At 69.0% G+C, this 15,055-nt stretch carries 13 protein-coding genes and 1 pseudogene; 11 read left to right on the forward strand and 3 right to left on the reverse strand.

Annotated elements, in window-relative coordinates; genetic code table 11:
- Positions 1-79 precede the first annotated feature (79 nt).
- Positions 80-1,102, forward strand: coding sequence for an adenosine deaminase (locus tag AB0G35_RS25270; RefSeq protein WP_360953739.1), 1,023 nt, complete (start codon positions 80-82; stop codon positions 1,100-1,102).
- Between the two features lie 167 nt (positions 1,103-1,269).
- A complete protein-coding gene (locus tag AB0G35_RS25275) occupies positions 1,270-1,923 on the forward strand; it encodes a DUF2690 domain-containing protein (protein WP_360953742.1) in 654 nt (217 codons plus the stop codon).
- Positions 1,924-1,950: 27 nt separating this feature from the next.
- Here AB0G35_RS25275 and AB0G35_RS25280 read toward each other — a convergent pair whose 3' ends face one another.
- A complete protein-coding gene (locus AB0G35_RS25280) occupies positions 1,951-3,132 on the reverse strand; it encodes a spermidine/putrescine ABC transporter substrate-binding protein (RefSeq protein ID WP_360953745.1) in 1,182 nt (393 codons plus the stop codon).
- Between the two features lie 145 nt (positions 3,133-3,277).
- Positions 3,278-4,732 (reverse strand): gamma-aminobutyraldehyde dehydrogenase, encoded by a 1,455-nt coding sequence (locus AB0G35_RS25285; protein ID WP_360953748.1) that lies wholly within the window; start codon positions 4,730-4,732, stop codon positions 3,278-3,280.
- A 200-nt stretch (positions 4,733-4,932) separates the two neighbouring features.
- Here AB0G35_RS25285 and AB0G35_RS25290 point away from each other — a divergent pair, with 200 nt between their 5' ends.
- From AB0G35_RS25290 to AB0G35_RS25305, 4 genes are all read left to right on the forward strand, one after another.
- Positions 4,933-5,418 carry an Lrp/AsnC family transcriptional regulator gene (locus AB0G35_RS25290; protein WP_360953751.1) on the forward strand — a complete coding sequence of 162 codons (486 nt, stop codon included), beginning with the start codon at positions 4,933-4,935 and terminating at the stop codon, positions 5,416-5,418.
- 2 nt (positions 5,419-5,420) lie between these two features.
- Positions 5,421-6,782 (forward strand): aspartate aminotransferase family protein, encoded by a 1,362-nt coding sequence (locus AB0G35_RS25295; protein ID WP_360953754.1) that lies wholly within the window; start codon positions 5,421-5,423, stop codon positions 6,780-6,782.
- A gap of 231 nt (positions 6,783-7,013) precedes the next feature.
- Entirely contained in the window at positions 7,014-7,754 is a 741-nt protein-coding gene (locus AB0G35_RS25300) for an ATP-binding cassette domain-containing protein (protein WP_360953757.1), read from the forward strand.
- Complete coding sequence (locus tag AB0G35_RS25305) at positions 7,736-8,908, forward strand: hypothetical protein (protein ID WP_360953760.1); 1,173 nt, start codon at positions 7,736-7,738, stop codon at positions 8,906-8,908. Before AB0G35_RS25300 ends, AB0G35_RS25305 begins: the two co-directional genes overlap by 19 nt.
- A gap of 579 nt (positions 8,909-9,487) precedes the next feature.
- Here AB0G35_RS25305 and AB0G35_RS25310 read toward each other — a convergent pair.
- Entirely contained in the window at positions 9,488-9,925 is a 438-nt protein-coding gene (locus AB0G35_RS25310) for a RidA family protein (protein ID WP_360953763.1), read from the reverse strand.
- Positions 9,926-10,037: 112 nt separating this feature from the next.
- On the opposite strand from AB0G35_RS25310, the gene AB0G35_RS25315 reads away from it, so the two are divergent.
- The 5 genes and pseudogenes from AB0G35_RS25315 (at position 10,038) to AB0G35_RS25335 (ending at position 15,009) form a co-directional block, all read left to right on the forward strand.
- A complete protein-coding gene (locus tag AB0G35_RS25315; protein ID WP_360953812.1) occupies positions 10,038-10,445 on the forward strand; it encodes a MarR family transcriptional regulator in 408 nt (135 codons plus the stop codon).
- 10 nt (positions 10,446-10,455) lie between these two features.
- Positions 10,456-11,601, forward strand: a complete 1,146-nt coding sequence (locus tag AB0G35_RS25320; RefSeq protein WP_360953766.1) for an LOG family protein — start codon at positions 10,456-10,458, stop codon at positions 11,599-11,601.
- 163 nt (positions 11,602-11,764) lie between these two features.
- Positions 11,765-12,634, forward strand: a pseudogene (locus AB0G35_RS25325) (hypothetical protein); the annotation flags it as partial.
- A gap of 540 nt (positions 12,635-13,174) precedes the next feature.
- Positions 13,175-14,329, forward strand: coding sequence for a sensor histidine kinase (locus AB0G35_RS25330; RefSeq protein WP_360953769.1), 1,155 nt, complete (start codon positions 13,175-13,177; stop codon positions 14,327-14,329).
- Positions 14,323-15,009: a response regulator transcription factor gene (locus AB0G35_RS25335; RefSeq protein WP_360953772.1), complete on the forward strand. Its 687-nt coding sequence runs from the start codon at positions 14,323-14,325 to the stop codon at positions 15,007-15,009. Before AB0G35_RS25330 ends, AB0G35_RS25335 begins: the two co-directional genes overlap by 7 nt.
- Positions 15,010-15,055 lie beyond the last annotated feature (46 nt).

Below are 15,055 nucleotides of genomic sequence, written 5' to 3' on the forward strand. Positions count from 1 at the left end.
CCGGCACCGCCCCGCATAGCATGACGGGGCCGACCGGGCCGTTCCGCTCACCCCGCCCATCCCTGACCAGGAGGATCCGTTGTCCGATCTCGATGCCTTCATCGCGGGCCTGCCCAAGGCGGAGCTGCACGTCCACCACGTCGGCTCGGCCTCGCCGCGGATCGTCTCCGAGCTGGCTGCCCGGCACCCGGACTCCGCGGTCCCCACCGACCCCGAAGCGCTGGCCGACTACTTCACCTTCCGCGACTTCGCGCACTTCATCGAGGTCTACCTCTCCGTCGTGGACCTGATCCGCGACGCCGAGGACGTCCGGCTGCTGACGTACGAGGTCGCCCGGGACATGGCGCGCCAGCAGATCCGCTACGCCGAGCTGACCATCACGCCGTTCAGCTCCACCCGCCGCGGGATCCCCGACGCCGCGTTCGTCGAGGCCATCGAGGACGCCCGGAAGGCCGCGGAGTCCGAGCTGGGCGTGGTGCTGCGCTGGTGCTTCGACATCCCGGGCGAGGCCGGTCTGGAGGCCGCCGAGGAGACCGCCCGGATCGCCTGCGGCCTGCAGCCCGAGGGCCTGGTGTCGTTCGGGCTCGGCGGCCCCGAAATCGGCGTCCCCCGCCCGCAGTTCAAGCCGTACTTCGACCGCGCGATCGCCGCCGGTCTGCGCTCCGTACCGCACGCCGGCGAGACCACCGGGCCCGGCACGATCTGGGACGCGCTCCGCGACCTCCGCGCCGAGCGCATCGGGCACGGCACCAGCGCGACCCAGGATCCCGCACTGCTCGCCCATCTCGCCGAGCACCGCATCCCGTTGGAGGTCTGCCCCACCTCCAACATCGCCACCCGCGCGGTCCGCACCCTGGAAGAGCACCCGATCAAGGAAATGGTCGACGCGGGCGTCCTGGTCACCATCAACAGCGATGACCCGCCCATGTTCGGCACCGACCTCAACACCGAATACGCCGTCGCCGCCCGGCTGTTGGACCTGGACACCGCCGGGGTGGCCGCCCTGGCGAAGAACGCCGTCGAGGCCTCCTTCATGGACGCGCCGGCCAAGGCCCGGCTGGCCACCGAGATCGACGCGTACACCGCCTCCTGGCGCGGCTGACCGACGCCACCACGCACGGACGGCGGCCTTCCCCGACGGGAAGGCCGCCGTCCGCGCCGGCACAACGACCGAATCGCCGACACCACGACCGATTCCGTCCGCGCCATATCCGGACAAGCCCCTTATCCTGCCCTTCTGACGAGGTGTCACACGGTGCAGGAGGTCGCATGCCCGGCTCACGAGGCAATGCGGAGGGCCCCCACGGCGAGACGGGCCGGTCGGGAACGAGCACGCGAGCGGCCGCGCCCGACGAGCGCTCCTGGCTGAAGCGGCACGGCCCCGAGACACTGGTCGGTTCGGTGATCGTGGCGGCGGTGACCACCGTGCTGACCGTGACCATCCCCCTGCTCGCGGGCGGCGAGCCGGACGACGAACGCGGCGGCGCAGCCGGCCCCGCCCCCACCCCGTCCGCCGCCACGACCACGACCGAGCCGCCCACCTGCACGATGATCGACTGCGACGGCCTCGACCCCAAGGACACCCACTGCGACCGCGGCGCGGTCACGCTGGCCCAGGAAACGGCCGGAAGCATGCAGGTCTCGGTCCGCTACAGCCCCGGCTGCCGAACGGTCTGGGGCAAGCTGACCGGCGCCGAGCCGGGCGACACGATCGAGATCGCCACCTCCCCGGCCAAGAAGGAACGCAAAGCGGTGCACACCGGGCACACCCAGTACACGGCCATGCTCCCGGCCGGCAGGACCTTCTCCGCCCAGGCCGTCGGCACCAGCCTCAAGGGCCAGCCCGCCCACGACCTCCCGCCGCGCCACCAGGTCCCCATCGGCGCCAGCCAGGAGGACATCCCGCCACTCCAGGCGTCGTGACCCGACAGGACGGGCCCGCGCCCCCTCCTACAGCCCCACGATCCCGTTCCACACCTTCGTGAACTCCGTCCGCTCCTTGGACGTGATGTCCCGGGCGATGGCCAGCCGCTTGCGCATCGCGTCGTCGGGAAAGATCAGCGGGTCCTCGGCGAGCGCGGCCCGCTCCTTGTCCTTGGAGGAGGCCAGCACGTCGCGCGCGGCCGGTACGGGGCAGACGTAGTTGACCCAGGCGGCCAGGTCCGCGGCGACCTCCGGCTCGTAGTAGTAGTCGATCAGCCGCTCCGCATTGCGCTTGTGATCGGCGAGGTTGGGGATCATCAGGCTCTCCGCCCACAGTTCGGCGCCCTCCTCGGGCACCACGAACTCGATGTCCGGGTTGTCCGCCTGCAGCTGGATCACATCGCCCGAGTAGGCCTGGGCGGCGAGCGCGTCCCCCGAGTCGAGGTCCTTGATGTAGTCGTTGCCGGTGAAGCGCCGGATGTGGCCCGTGCGGACCAGGCGGCGGAGCTGGTCGGTCATCCGGTGGAAGTCGTCCGCCGTCCAGCGGGTGATGTCGACCCCGTTTCCCTGCATGAGCAGGGCGAAGGCCTCGTCGAGCCCGGAGAGCAGGGTGACCCGCCCGCGCAGATCGGGCTTCCAGAGGTCCGCGGTGTGCTTGATCTCCCGGCCGAGCTTCTTGCGGTTGTAGGCGATGCCGGTGATCCCGGACTGCCAGGGCACCGAGTGCAGCCGGCCGGGGTCGAAGTGCGGGCGGCGCAGCTGCGGGTCGAGGTACTTGGCAACATGCGGCTGGGCGGCGCGGTCCATCTCCTGCACCCACCCGAGCCGGACGAACCGGGCGCACATCCAGTCGCTGATGACGATCAGGTCGCGGCCGGTGCGCTGGTGGTTCATCAGCGCCGGGCTGATCTTGCCGAAGAACTCGTCATTGTCGTTGATCTCCTCGGTGTAGGTCACGGAGATCCCGGTGCGCCGCCCGAACGCGTCAAGGGTGGGGCGCCGCTCCTCGTCGTGGTCGTCGACGTCGATGTAGAGCGGCCAGTTGGCGAAGACGATCTTCCGGTCGTGCCCGGAACGGTCCGGGCCGCCGCGGCGGGCGGCCTCGACGTACGCGGGCGGCACCCCGCATCCGGTCAGGGCGGCCAGCGCCCCCGCCACACTCAATCCGCCCATGCTCCGGAGCAGTGCCCGCCGCGAAAGATCAACCATGGCGAGCACTCTCACGTGCCGCGGGCGGAGGCGGCAAGCGACAGAGCGTCAGTTGCCGGGCCTCCGCCCGCGACGGTGTGTCGAGCGTTCCGTGCCGCTCGACGGTGGGGATCCCCGGGTCGGCCGGTCGGACCGGCCGGTCCGCTCAGTCGTGGAGCGAGGTCATCACGTGCTTGATCCGGGTGTAGTCGTCGAAGCCGTAGGCCGAGAGGTCCTTGCCGTAACCGGACTTCTTGAATCCGCCGTGCGGCATCTCGGCGACCAGCGGGATGTGGGTGTTGATCCACACACAGCCGAAGTCCAGGCTCTTCGACAGCCGCATGGCGCGGGCGTGGTCCTTGGTCCACACCGAGGACGCCAGCGCGTACTCGACGCCGTTGGCCCACTCCACGGCCTGCTTCTCGTCGGTGAAGGACTGGACGGTGATGACCGGGCCGAAGACCTCGTGCTGGACGATCTCGTCGTCCTGCTTGAGGCCGGAGACGACGGTCGGGGCGAAGAAGTAGCCCTTCTCGCCGACCTGCTCGCCGCCCGCCTCGATCTTGGCGTGCGCGGGCAGCCGCTCGATGAAGCCCTTGACCTGCTTGAGCTGGTTGGCGTTGTTCAGCGGGCCGTAGAGCACGTCCTCGTCGTCGACCGCACCGGTCTTGGTCTCCGCGGCCTTCTTGGCGAGCGCGGCGACGAACTCGTCGTGGATGGACTCCTGGACGAGCACGCGGGTCGCGGCCGTACAGTCCTGGCCGGCGTTGAAGTAACCGGCGACCGCGATGTCCTCGACGGCCTTGGCGATGTCGGTGTCCTCGAAGACGACGACCGGGGCCTTGCCGCCCAGCTCCAGGTGGACCCGCTTGAGGTCCTTGGAGGCGGACTCGGCGACCTGCATACCGGCGCGCACCGAGCCGGTGATCGACGCCATCGCCGGGACCTTGTGCTCGACCATGAGGCGGCCGGTCTCGCGGTCACCACAGATGACATTGAAGACGCCGCGGGGGTGACCCAGCTCGTCCAGCACGCTGCCGATGATGTCGGCGATCAGCACCGTCGAGGCGGGGGTGGTGTCGGACGGCTTGATGACGACGGTGTTGCCCGCGGCCATGGCCGGGGCGAACTTCCAGACGGCCATCATCATCGGGTAGTTCCACGGCGCGACCTGGGCGCAGACACCCACCGGCTCGCGGCGGATGAGGGACGTGAAGCCGTCCATGTACTCGCCGGCCGAGCGGCCCTCCAGCATCCGGGCGGCACCCGCGAAGAACCGGATCTGGTCCACCATCGGCGGGATTTCCTCGGAGCGGACCAGCGCGATCGGCTTGCCGCAGTTCTCGGACTCGGCGGCGATCAGCTCCTCGGCGCGCTCCTCGAAGCGGTCCGCGATCTTGAGCAGGACCTTCTGCCGCTCGGCGGGGATCAGGTCCCGCCATACGGGGAAGGCGGCCTCGGCCGCGGCCATCGCCGCGTCCACGTCGGCGGCACCCGAGAGAGGGGCGGTGGCGTACACCTCACCCGTCGCGGGATTGACCACCTCCGTGGTCCGCCCGTCGGCGGCGTCCCGGAACTCCCCGTCGATGTAGTTGCGCAGACGACGCAGTGCGGTGGTCACTGTGCGCCCCCTTCAGTCAGATGTGTCCGGTGGTTGGGAACCACTGTCCGGTGGTTTGGCACCACCCTAGCCGCGAATCCCACGTTTTCAACACACCCGCCACTCAGGAACAACGGAATCAGTTAAATTCCGATCGCGAGACGACTAATTTCATCGATTTGGGGTTGCAAGACTGTCGAGGCTCGTGCACAGTGAAGGACGTGGCGCCTTCCCGTAACAGTCATGACAGAACCGGCACTCCGTCGATCGACTCCGTCTCCCTGGCGATCATCGAGCAGCTCCAGGAGGACGGGCGTCGTCCGTACGCCGCGATCGGCAAGGCCGTAGGCCTGTCGGAGGCGGCCGTGCGCCAACGCGTACAGAAGCTGCTCGACCAAGGCGTGATGCAGATCGTCGCGGTCACCGACCCCCTCACGGTCGGTTTCCGCCGGCAGGCAATGGTCGGCATCAACGTCGAGGGTGACCTCGACCCCGTGGCCGACGCCCTGACGACCATGGAGGAGGTCGAGTACGTCGTCATGACGGCAGGCTCCTTCGATCTCATCATCGAGATCGTCTGCGAGGACGACGACCACCTTCTGGAAATGATCAACAAGCGGATCCGCACGCTTCCCGGCGTTCGATCCACCGAGAGCTTCGTGTACCTCAAGCTCCGGAAGCAGACCTACACCTGGGGAACGAGATAGCAATGAGCGCCGACCTCTCCAAGACGGCGTACGACCACCTGTGGATGCACTTCACCCGCATGTCGTCGTACGAGAACTCTCCCGTGCCCACGATCGTGCGCGGTGAGGGCACCAACATCTACGACGACAAGGGCAAGCGCTACATCGACGGCCTCGCCGGTCTCTTCGTGGTCAACGCCGGCCACGGCCGGGTCGAGCTCGCCGAGACCGCCTACAAGCAGGCGCAGGAACTGGCCTTCTTCCCCGTGTGGTCCTACGCCCACCCCAAGGCCGTCGAGCTGGCCGAGCGCCTGGCCCACCACGCGCCGGGCGACCTGAACAAGGTCTTCTTCACCACCGGTGGCGGCGAGGCCGTCGAGACCGCCTGGAAGCTGGCCAAGCAGTACTTCAAGCTCACCGGCAAACCCACCAAGCACAAGGTCATCTCGCGTGCGGTCGCCTACCACGGCACCCCGCAGGGCGCCCTGTCGATCACCGGCCTGCCCGGCCTGAAGGCCCCGTTCGAGCCCCTCGTCCCCGGCGCGCACAAGGTCCCGAACACCAACATCTACCGCGCCCCGATCTTCGGCGACGACCCGGAGGCCTTCGGCCGCTGGTGCGCCGACCAGATCGAGCAGCAGATCCTCTTCGAGGGCCCCGAGACCGTCGCGGCCGTCTTCCTGGAGCCGGTGCAGAACGCCGGTGGCTGCTTCCCGCCGCCGCCCGGCTACTTCCAGCGGGTCCGCGAGATCTGCGACCAGTACGACGTGCTGCTCGTCTCCGACGAGGTCATCTGCGCCTTCGGCCGTCTCGGCACGATGTTCGCCTGCGACAAGTTCGGCTACGTCCCGGACATGATCACCTGCGCCAAGGGCATGACCTCGGGCTACTCCCCGATCGGCGCCTGCATCATCTCCGACCGCCTGGCCGAGCCGTTCTACAAGGGCGACAACACCTTCCTGCACGGCTACACCTTCGGTGGCCACCCGGTCTCCGCGGCCGTCGGCATCGCCAACCTCGACATCTTCGAGCGCGAGGGTCTCAACCAGCACGTCCTCGACAACGAGGGCAACTTCCTGAGCACCCTTCAGAAGCTGCACGACCTCCCGATCGTCGGCGACGTCCGCGGCAACGGCTTCTTCTACGGCATCGAGCTCGTCAAGGACAAGGCCACCAAGGAGTCGTTCAACGAGGAGGAGACCGAGCGCGTCCTCTACGGCTTCCTCTCCAAGGCCCTGTACGACAACGGTCTCTACTGCCGCGCCGACGACCGTGGCGACCCGGTCATCCAGCTGGCTCCGCCGCTGATCGCCGACCAGTCGGTCTTCGACGAGATCGAGCAGATCCTGCGCGCGGTCCTCACCGAGGCCTGGACCAAGCTCTGATCACCGCGTCACCTCCCTTTTCGCTGATGCCGAGCTCACAAATACACAACTGAACACCCAGCGGCTCAGATTCACTCACTTCAAGCCATACGAGTGAATCTGGGCCGTTGTGCTGCCAAGCGGCGAATACCGGGGGTCAGCAATCCTTACCGTGCTAGTGACCGATACCCTCCATGGTCGTTCACCCGGTCGGGGGAACGAAGTCGACGCGAACAAGCAAGAGGTGCGCAGATGGTGGCCCCGCCTGACAACGACGTTCTCTGGGCCCGCGGCCTGCACCACACGTACGGTGGGACCACCGCCCTCGCCGGAATCTCGCTCGGCGTCCGCGAGGGCGAGATCCTCGCCGTCACCGGCCCGCGCGGCAGCGGTAAGACCACCCTCCTGAAGTGCCTCTCCGGTCAACTCGTCCCGGCCGAGGGCGAGGTCTGGTTCAACAGCGCCCCCGTGCACACCCTCTCCTCCCCCAGCCGTGAACGGCTGCGTCTCGACCGGTTCGGCTGGATCGACACCGAACCCCACCTCGTTCCCGAACTCACCGCCTGGGAGAACGCCGCCCTCCCCCTGCTGCTGCGCGGCACCGGCGCCCGCTCCGCGAAGCACACCGCGATCGAATGGCTCGACCGCCTCGACGTCGGCATGTGCGCCCGCCGCCGCCCCGCCCGGCTCGACCAGTCCCAGCGCCAGCGCGTCGCCATCGCCCGCGCCCTCGCCACCACCCCTCAGGTGCTGTTCGCCGACGAACCGACCGCCCCCCTGCACCGCGCCGACGGCACCCAGGTCCTGCGCACCTTGACCACCGCGGCCCGCTCGCACCAGATCACCGTGGTCCTGGCCACCCACGACCCGGACATCGGCACGCTCGCCGACCGGTCCGTCGCACTCCTCGACGGCCGCCAGTCGACCGCCGCGCCGGCCGGCGCCGGCTCCCCCGATGAGGAAAGCAGGGCAGCGTGCTCGCTCTCCGTCTAGCCCGCGGCTCTCACCCCCTCGTCATGCTGCGCCGGCTCCTCGTGGCCACCGCCGCGGCCGGCACCGGCTTCCTCATGCTGTCCACCATCGGCCACGCCGCCGGCCACCCCACCGCGGCCGAGGAATCCGTCGTACGCCTGCTGTGGTGCGCCGCCCCGCTCGCCGCCACCGCCCAGTTCGCGGTCTCCACGGCCCGCACCGACCCGGCCGCCCGTCTCCAGCGCGGCATGACCGCCGCCGGTCTGGGCCCCCTCCGCCTCACGCTCCTCGCCACCGCCTCCACGGCACTGACCTGCTTCCTCGGCGTCCTCCTCTCGCTGCTCGTCTTCCTGCGCCTCCGCGGTGACCTCGGCGGCGCGGGCGCCGCCCGCTCCCTCGGCATCGACGCCGACCTGCTCGGCGCCGGCCACCCCCTCCCCCTCGTCGGATCCCTCCTCCTGCTCGCCCTCGTACCACTCACCGCGTCCGCCGCGACCGCCGTCTCCCTGCGCCCCCGCGACGACGCCGGCTCCCAGGAGACCGAGCCCCGCTCCCGCACCGCACCGCCGTCCGGTCTCCCCTGGGGCATTGCCCTGGCCGCTGCGGGCCTGGCGATCGAGGCCTACACCAACCCCGCCTCCAAGGCCCACGGCGGACTGCTTCCCCTGCCCGGCCGGTTGATCGGCAGCCCCCCGGGCGTACTGGGCGGCTGGGCCCTGTCGGCCCTGGGCCTCGTCCTGGCCGGCCCCGGGCTGGTGCATCTCTGCGGCCGCCTCCTGTGCACCGGCCGACCCGGCGCCCTGCGCCTCCTCTCCGGGCGCACCCTCCAGGAGGAGTCATACCGCCTCGGCCGCCCGCTCGGCGTCCTGTGCGCGGTCGCCTCCGCCGCCTACGTCGCCGTCAAGGTCTACGACTCCGTTCCCTCCCGTGCTTTCGGTCCCCTCACCGGCGTCGGTGCCACGGTCGTCCTCGCCTGCGTCACCGCCAGCGCCCTCACCGCCGCCCTGGAATCCCGCTCCGCCCGCGCCCAGACCACGGCCGCCCTCCGCCGCCTTGGTGCCTCCGCCTCCGTCCTCCATCGCGCCGCCGCTCTCCGCACCCTGGCCCTGCTCATCGTCCTGGGCCCGCTGACCTGGACCGTGGCCGAGATGGCGACGCTTCCGTTGATGCACTGAGCTGACAGGCAGCCGCTTGTGCCTTTTGATTTTGCTGGCGGGTGAGTGAGCTGCGGTCTGGGCTGTGGGTGTAGGTGTAGATGTTCTGAGCGGATGGGTCTCCTGAGACTGGGGCAGGTGGCGTGGGCCAGGTCGGGGCCGGGCGGCTTGGCCAGGTGGTGGGGCAAGCGGGCGCCAGGTGGTGGGGCAAGCGGGCGCCAGGTGGTGGGGCACGTCAGCCGGTTGACCGACCAGCGGTGGGGGCGGGTACGCAGGGCACGGCGGTGGTGCCCGGTGGCGCGCTGATTGGATGCGCCGTGGTGGCAGCGCGGCGTGCCGCACGTTGTGGCCGCATCTGGCCCGTATGGGGCGGCACCCTTTGGTCCGGCTTCCGGCACGTGGCCCCTGGCGCTCGGCTTCCGGCTACCGGCTCGTGGCTCCGGCCCTCGGCTTTCGGCTCCCGGCCCCCTAGCTTCCAGCTTGTAGCTCGTGCCGCCCTGCCGTCGGCTTCCGACCCCGGCGTCCGGCCTCGGGCCGAATCACCTTTTCCACGGTGGGAGAGGGCGAGCCTGCCTACTCCGGAAGCTAGCGCTGCCGTCGTCAGCCGCGACGGTCCAGCGCCGTGACCTCCACCTCTATTCGCCAGTCCGGTTGGGCCAGAGCTGAGACTTCGAGGAGTGTGTCGGCCGGATAGGGCTCGGACAGGAACTCCTCGCGCAGGGTGATGACATGGTCGAGGTGGGCCGCCATGTCCGTCACGAAGATACCGACCTTTACGACATCCGCCAGCGAAGCACCCGCCGCGGCCAGGACGCGTTCGACGTTCGCGAACGCCTGCCGGCCTTGTTCCAGGAAATCGTCCGAGACGGTCCGCCCCTGGTCATCGATTCCCGCCTGCCCTGAGACGTGGACCAATCCACCGGCCCTGATGGCCTGTGAGATCTTGTACGGCTCGTACCAGTCCGGCACGGTGGCGATCCGCTCGATCTCAGTCGCGTTCCGAGCCACGGTTGCCACGTTCCCCGTCACCATCGTCATTCTCCCCCTAGGTCCATGCACATGCATCACTTGCATGCACATGCATTATTTTCAGGTGCATGTACGCTGCTGTCAAGAGCCCAGCGGGAAAAGGCAGAAGAGGCGGATGGCGATGGACGCGGAGCACTGGGACCGGCTCGGAACACTGCACACGCGCGTCGAGCAGGAGCTGGCAAGGGCCCTGCAGCAGCACCACAGCATCGGACTGTCGGAGTACCGCGCGCTGGCCCGGCTGGCCGAGGCGGACGACGGCGAGCTGCGGATGCAGGAACTCGCCGACCTCATCGGGCTCAACCAGAGCTCGGTGAGCCGACTGGCCTCACGACTGGAGTCGTCCGGTCTCACTCGCCGGGACCTGTGCCCCGATGACCGACGCGGTGTGTACAGCGTGATCACCGAGGAAGGCCGCAAGCTGCAGAAGAAGGCACGGCCGACGTACGACGGCGCCCTGCGCGCCGCCCTGGACTCTGCGGCAGCCGACCGGAACCTTCGTTCCCTGGTGGAATCCTTGCAGCCCTAACATGGCGGGCGTGCACTGGAATTCAGAGTCCCCGGCGTCCGAACACCACCTTCGTCACGACCGTGAGATCGAGTCCCTGGAGGAGTTCGACCAAGTCGCCTCCACCGGCAGTCTCGCCGGCTACCGCATCCAGTCGCTCGACCTGATGGACCGTACGTTCGTGCTCCTCGGTACGGACACCACGGAATCGGTATTTCTCGGCTGCACCATGGAGCCGGACGCGGCGGCCAAGGTCCGTGCCGGCGGCGCCTTGGTCTTCCCGCCCATACCGAACCTGCCGTTCAATCCTTATCGGGGCAGTGTGTACGGGCCTGACGAGCTGTTCGAGGGGCTGGTCGACGCGGGCTATGACGCCACCCCGGACGCTCTCACCTATCACTGGTACCAGGACACCAAATCGGACGGCGACATCTTCGCCTCGATGCTCCGCAGCATTCACGACGACGCGGTTTCCGATGCCCTGGACGAACACCTCGCGGGCGCCCAGGTAGTGGGAATCATGGGTGGCCACGCACTGGAGCGTGGGTCCGCTGCCTACTCAGGGGCAGCCCTGCTCGGTCGCCGGCTCGCGCGCGACGGCCTGACCGTGGCGACGGGTGGCGGCCCGGGCGCGATGGAGGCCGCGAACCTCGGCGCGTATGCCGCGCCCTTCGAGGACGAGATGCTCGACTCGGCGCTGGAGATCCTTGCCAAGGCACCGGACTTCGGCCCCTCTGTCACCGACTGGGCGCGTGCCGCCTTCGACGTACGCCGGAGCCGGCCGGGCGGCGGCTCCTCGGTGGGCATTCCGACCTGGTTCTACGGACACGAACCGCCCAATGCGTTCGCCTCCCACATCGCCAAGTACTTCGTCAACGCAGTGCGCGAGGACGGTCTGCTGGCACGCTCCAACGCCGGCGTCGTGTTTCTGCCGGGCGCGGCCGGGACGGTCCAGGAAATCTTCGACAACGCGACCCCGAACTACTACCAGTCGCGCGGCGAGCCGACCCCGATGGTGCTGGTGAACCGCGCGCACTGGACAAAGAAGCTGCCTACCTGGCCCCTGCTCCAGTCCCTCGCCGCGGACCGTCCCATGGCTACCCGGATCGCCCTGGTCGACTCGGTGGACGAAGTCCCGGATGCGCTCGTCCGCCTGAGGGGTGGGGCGCCTTCCTGAGCGTGGCGACGTTCCTCACGCGGCTTTCCGAACACCAGTGGGCGCGCTCCCGCCGCCGACGAGTGATCGGTTTGCCCGCTGAGGCAACTCCTCTCCTGAAATGCACGTCTGCCAAGCCAGGTAATGAACAGGTAATACAGACAGCGGGCGAACGGAGCTCTCGGTGATCATCGGCCTTCTGACGGCCGTAGCGGCGTCGGCCTGCTACGGCACGGGTTCGGTCCTACAGGCGGTCGGTTCCCGTAAATCCGCCCGCCAGGAGGCCGCCAAGACCTCCACCACCGGCGTCACCCAGCACGGCGGCCCCAGCCTCGCCTCGACCGCAAAAGCGGCCGTGACCTGGGAATTCATGGTGGGCACCGTGCTGGACTTCATCGGCTTCGGGCTCGGTGCACTGGCGGCCCGGCTGCTGCCGCTGTTCCTGTCCCAGACCGTGATCAGCGCAAACCTCGTGATCACCGCCGTTCTGAGCATCAAGCTCCTCGGCATCCGGCTCAGCAAGGCCGAGTGGAGCTCCATCGGTGTGGTCTGTTCCGCGCTGGTACTGCTCGCCACGGCCGCGGGCCCGGAAGGCAGCGGCCATACGCCTATCGCCACCCACTGGTGGCTGCTCGCTGCTTCCATCCTGCTCATGGGAGGCGGCACCGTGATCGTTCGCCTGATGGGCGGACGGGCGGCGATCCTCGCTGGTCTGCTCTCCGGCCTGGGTTTCGGCGCCCTCGGCGTCGGCGTACGAGTGCTGAACGGCGCGGCCCCCTTCGATCTGCCGTCCATGCTCGCCGACCCCGCTCTGTACGCGATTCTCGTTGCAGGCCTCGGCGGCATGTATCTGCACACCGTCGCCCTGCAGATCGGGTCGGTGAACGGCGCCACGGCGGCGCTGGTGGTGGGCGAGACCGTGGTCCCCGGCATCCTCGGCGTCCTCTGGCTGGGCGACTCCTCCCGCCCGGGCTTCGGCTGGGTCGCCATCCTCGGCTTTGTGGTGGCCGTGGCCGGTGCGGTCGCGGTCGCCTGGTTCGGCGAGCCCGAGCCGGAGGGTGCCGACGTGCCCATGGCGCCGGGGGAGCGATCGGACACGGGGGCGGAGAAGGAGCCGGGGTCACCGGGCGCGGGCTCAAAGGAGTCAGCGGGCGGAGCTCTCCCCGACGGTGCCGCGCCTTCGCCCGGTCACGAACAGACACTTCGGGCGGCGAAGGATGTTGGGGCCGGCGCCGAGCTCCGCGAACAACCCGTGCCTCCCGCGGCCGCCAACCGCGGCAGGTCGTCGTAGGACGCTCCCCGTCCCACTCCGCCGGCCCGCGGCCGGCGCTTCCCGGAACACGATGTCCAGCCGAGGACGACGATGGCGGGCCTTGCGTCGCCAGCCCGACCCGCGTCGGCTTCCCTACATATGAGGTGTATTGATAGCCCATGATTTCTCCCTCCTCGTGTGATCACGAGGCTATGGAGTGCGGGCTCGCGAGGCGTCAACCGAGCAACTGAACCTCGGAGTCAACCCGTGGCATGACATGCGGCCGGGAGATCAACCCGTGCGGCGACGCTGCGGCAATGCGCGATTTTGAAAAATATCGCCATGAGCAAATCTCTCCAGCAGCGGCTGCGCGGGTGGATCGCGTCGCCCTCATACCCCTGGATCACCGGCGGAGCGCTGACCGCGTTGGCTGCCGTGGAACTGGTGATCGTGCCGCGGCCCTCGCTGATGATCGCTCTCGCTGTGCTGACGTCCACCGCGGCTCTGCCGTGGCGCCGTTCATACCCGGCCACCGCAGCGCTCGCGGCGGTATCGGCCCTGGTCAGCTTCGCGGCCGGCAGCGACCCCTACATCGCGGCCGTCGCGAGCGGGCTGATCGGCTGCTACACCCTCGGGCGTCGCAGAGTGGCCCATCCTGCGGTCGTTGTCGTCGCCGGTTCGGTTCTCTCGCTCATCGTGAGCCAGTGGCACATTGCGAGGTGGGGATTGTCCGCCTACTCGCTCAGTCCGTACGCCGAGTGGCTCGTACCGACCGCGATGATCCTCGCGGCAGTGTCGATGGGCGATGCGGTAAGCGCACGGGAGGAAACGCGGCGGGAACGCACCGCGGCACAGGCCCAGCTGATCGAGATGGAGCGACGGCAGACCGTCGAGGCGGAGCGTGCGGCGATCGCCCGCGAACTCCACGATGTCATTTCGCACTCGGTCTCCATGGTCGCGGTACAGGCCGAGAGCGCCACCTACACCATGCCCGGCCTCTCCCCCCAGGCCCGCGAGGGTTTCCAGCAGATCGCGGCCTCCGCCCGCTCGTCGATGGCGGAGCTGCGCCGGCTTCTGGGTGTCCTGCGTACCGGGCCCGATGACAACTCCGGCACGGCTCCCCAGCCGACCCTCACGGCACTGGACGACCTCATAACGGAGCACCGCTCGGTGGGCGGTGAGGTCGAGCTGCGCATCAGCGGTGAACGCGTCGCGCTGCCTACCTCCTGTGAGCTGTCCGCATACCGCATGGTGCAGGAGGGGCTGACCAACGCGCGTCGGCATGCTCCGGGGGCTCATACGGTGGTGGAGATCGGCTACCGCTCCAACCGGCTGGCGGTGCGCATCGCGGACGACGGACCCGGTCCGACGGCTTCGGTCCACCCCGGCCACGGGCTGATCGGCATACAGGAGCGGGCGGAACTGCTCGGCGGGAAGTTCACCGCCGGGCCCGGACCCGACGGCGGCTTTCTCATAGAAGCGGAAATCCCTTGGTGATCAGAGCAATCGTCGCCGACGACCAGGCGGTCGTCCGCACCGCATTCGCCAATCTCCTGGGCACTCAGGATGACATCGAAGTGGTCGGTGAGGCCGAGGACGGGGTCCAGGCGGTGCGCGTCGCCGCGGAGCAGCGGCCCGACCTGGCGCTGCTGGACATCCGTATGCCGCACAAGAACGGCATCGAGGCCGCTCGTGAGATTACCCGGGCGTCCGGCGGCGCCACCAAAGCGCTGATGCTGACGACGTTCGGTCTCGACGAGTATGTCTATGACGCGCTCGCGGCCGGGGCCAGCGGCTTCCTGCTGAAGGATGCGACGTTCGCTGAACTCCTCCAGGCGGTCAGGGTGGTGGCGGAGGGGAACGCCCTTCTCGCGCCGGAGCTGACGAAGCGGCTCATCGCGGCCTTCGTCAAGCAGCGGGCGACGCCGGTGCCCGTACGGACGGTCGAGGAGCTGACGGGCCGCGAGGTGGAGGTGCTCGTCCAGATCGCCCAGGGCCTTTCCAACGCGGAGATCGCCGAACGGCTGACGATCACCGACCACACCGTCAAGACGCACATCAATCGGCTGTTCACCAAGATGGGTCTACGCGACCGGGCTCAAGCAGTCATCCTCGCCTACGAGTTGGGCCTGGTGGTCCCGAAGGGCCGTCGCCCGAATTCCCCTCCTCCCGCATGAACAACAGACCATCCCCGAACCACAGAGCACGACCACCCCAAAGGAG

It is taken from the genome of Streptomyces sp. NPDC021749, assembly GCF_040640655.1.
Classification (GTDB): Bacteria; Actinomycetota; Actinomycetes; order Streptomycetales; family Streptomycetaceae; genus Streptomyces.

What these genes read in the sequence shown, in the direction of transcription:
- AB0G35_RS25315 (WP_360953812.1), top strand. Translation starts at nt 10,038, where the DNA reads ATGGACGCGGAGCACTGGGACCGGCTCGGAACACTGCACACGCGCGTC.
- AB0G35_RS25300 (WP_360953757.1), top strand. Translation starts at nt 7,014, where the DNA reads ATGGTGGCCCCGCCTGACAACGACGTTCTCTGGGCCCGCGGCCTGCAC.
- AB0G35_RS25295 (WP_360953754.1), top strand. Translation starts at nt 5,421, where the DNA reads ATGAGCGCCGACCTCTCCAAGACGGCGTACGACCACCTGTGGATGCAC.
- AB0G35_RS25280 (WP_360953745.1), bottom strand. Translation starts at nt 3,132, where the DNA reads ATGGTTGATCTTTCGCGGCGGGCACTGCTCCGGAGCATGGGCGGATTG.
- AB0G35_RS25310 (WP_360953763.1), bottom strand. Translation starts at nt 9,925, where the DNA reads ATGACGATGGTGACGGGGAACGTGGCAACCGTGGCTCGGAACGCGACT.
- AB0G35_RS25330 (WP_360953769.1), top strand. Translation starts at nt 13,175, where the DNA reads ATGAGCAAATCTCTCCAGCAGCGGCTGCGCGGGTGGATCGCGTCGCCC.
- AB0G35_RS25275 (WP_360953742.1), top strand. Translation starts at nt 1,270, where the DNA reads ATGCCCGGCTCACGAGGCAATGCGGAGGGCCCCCACGGCGAGACGGGC.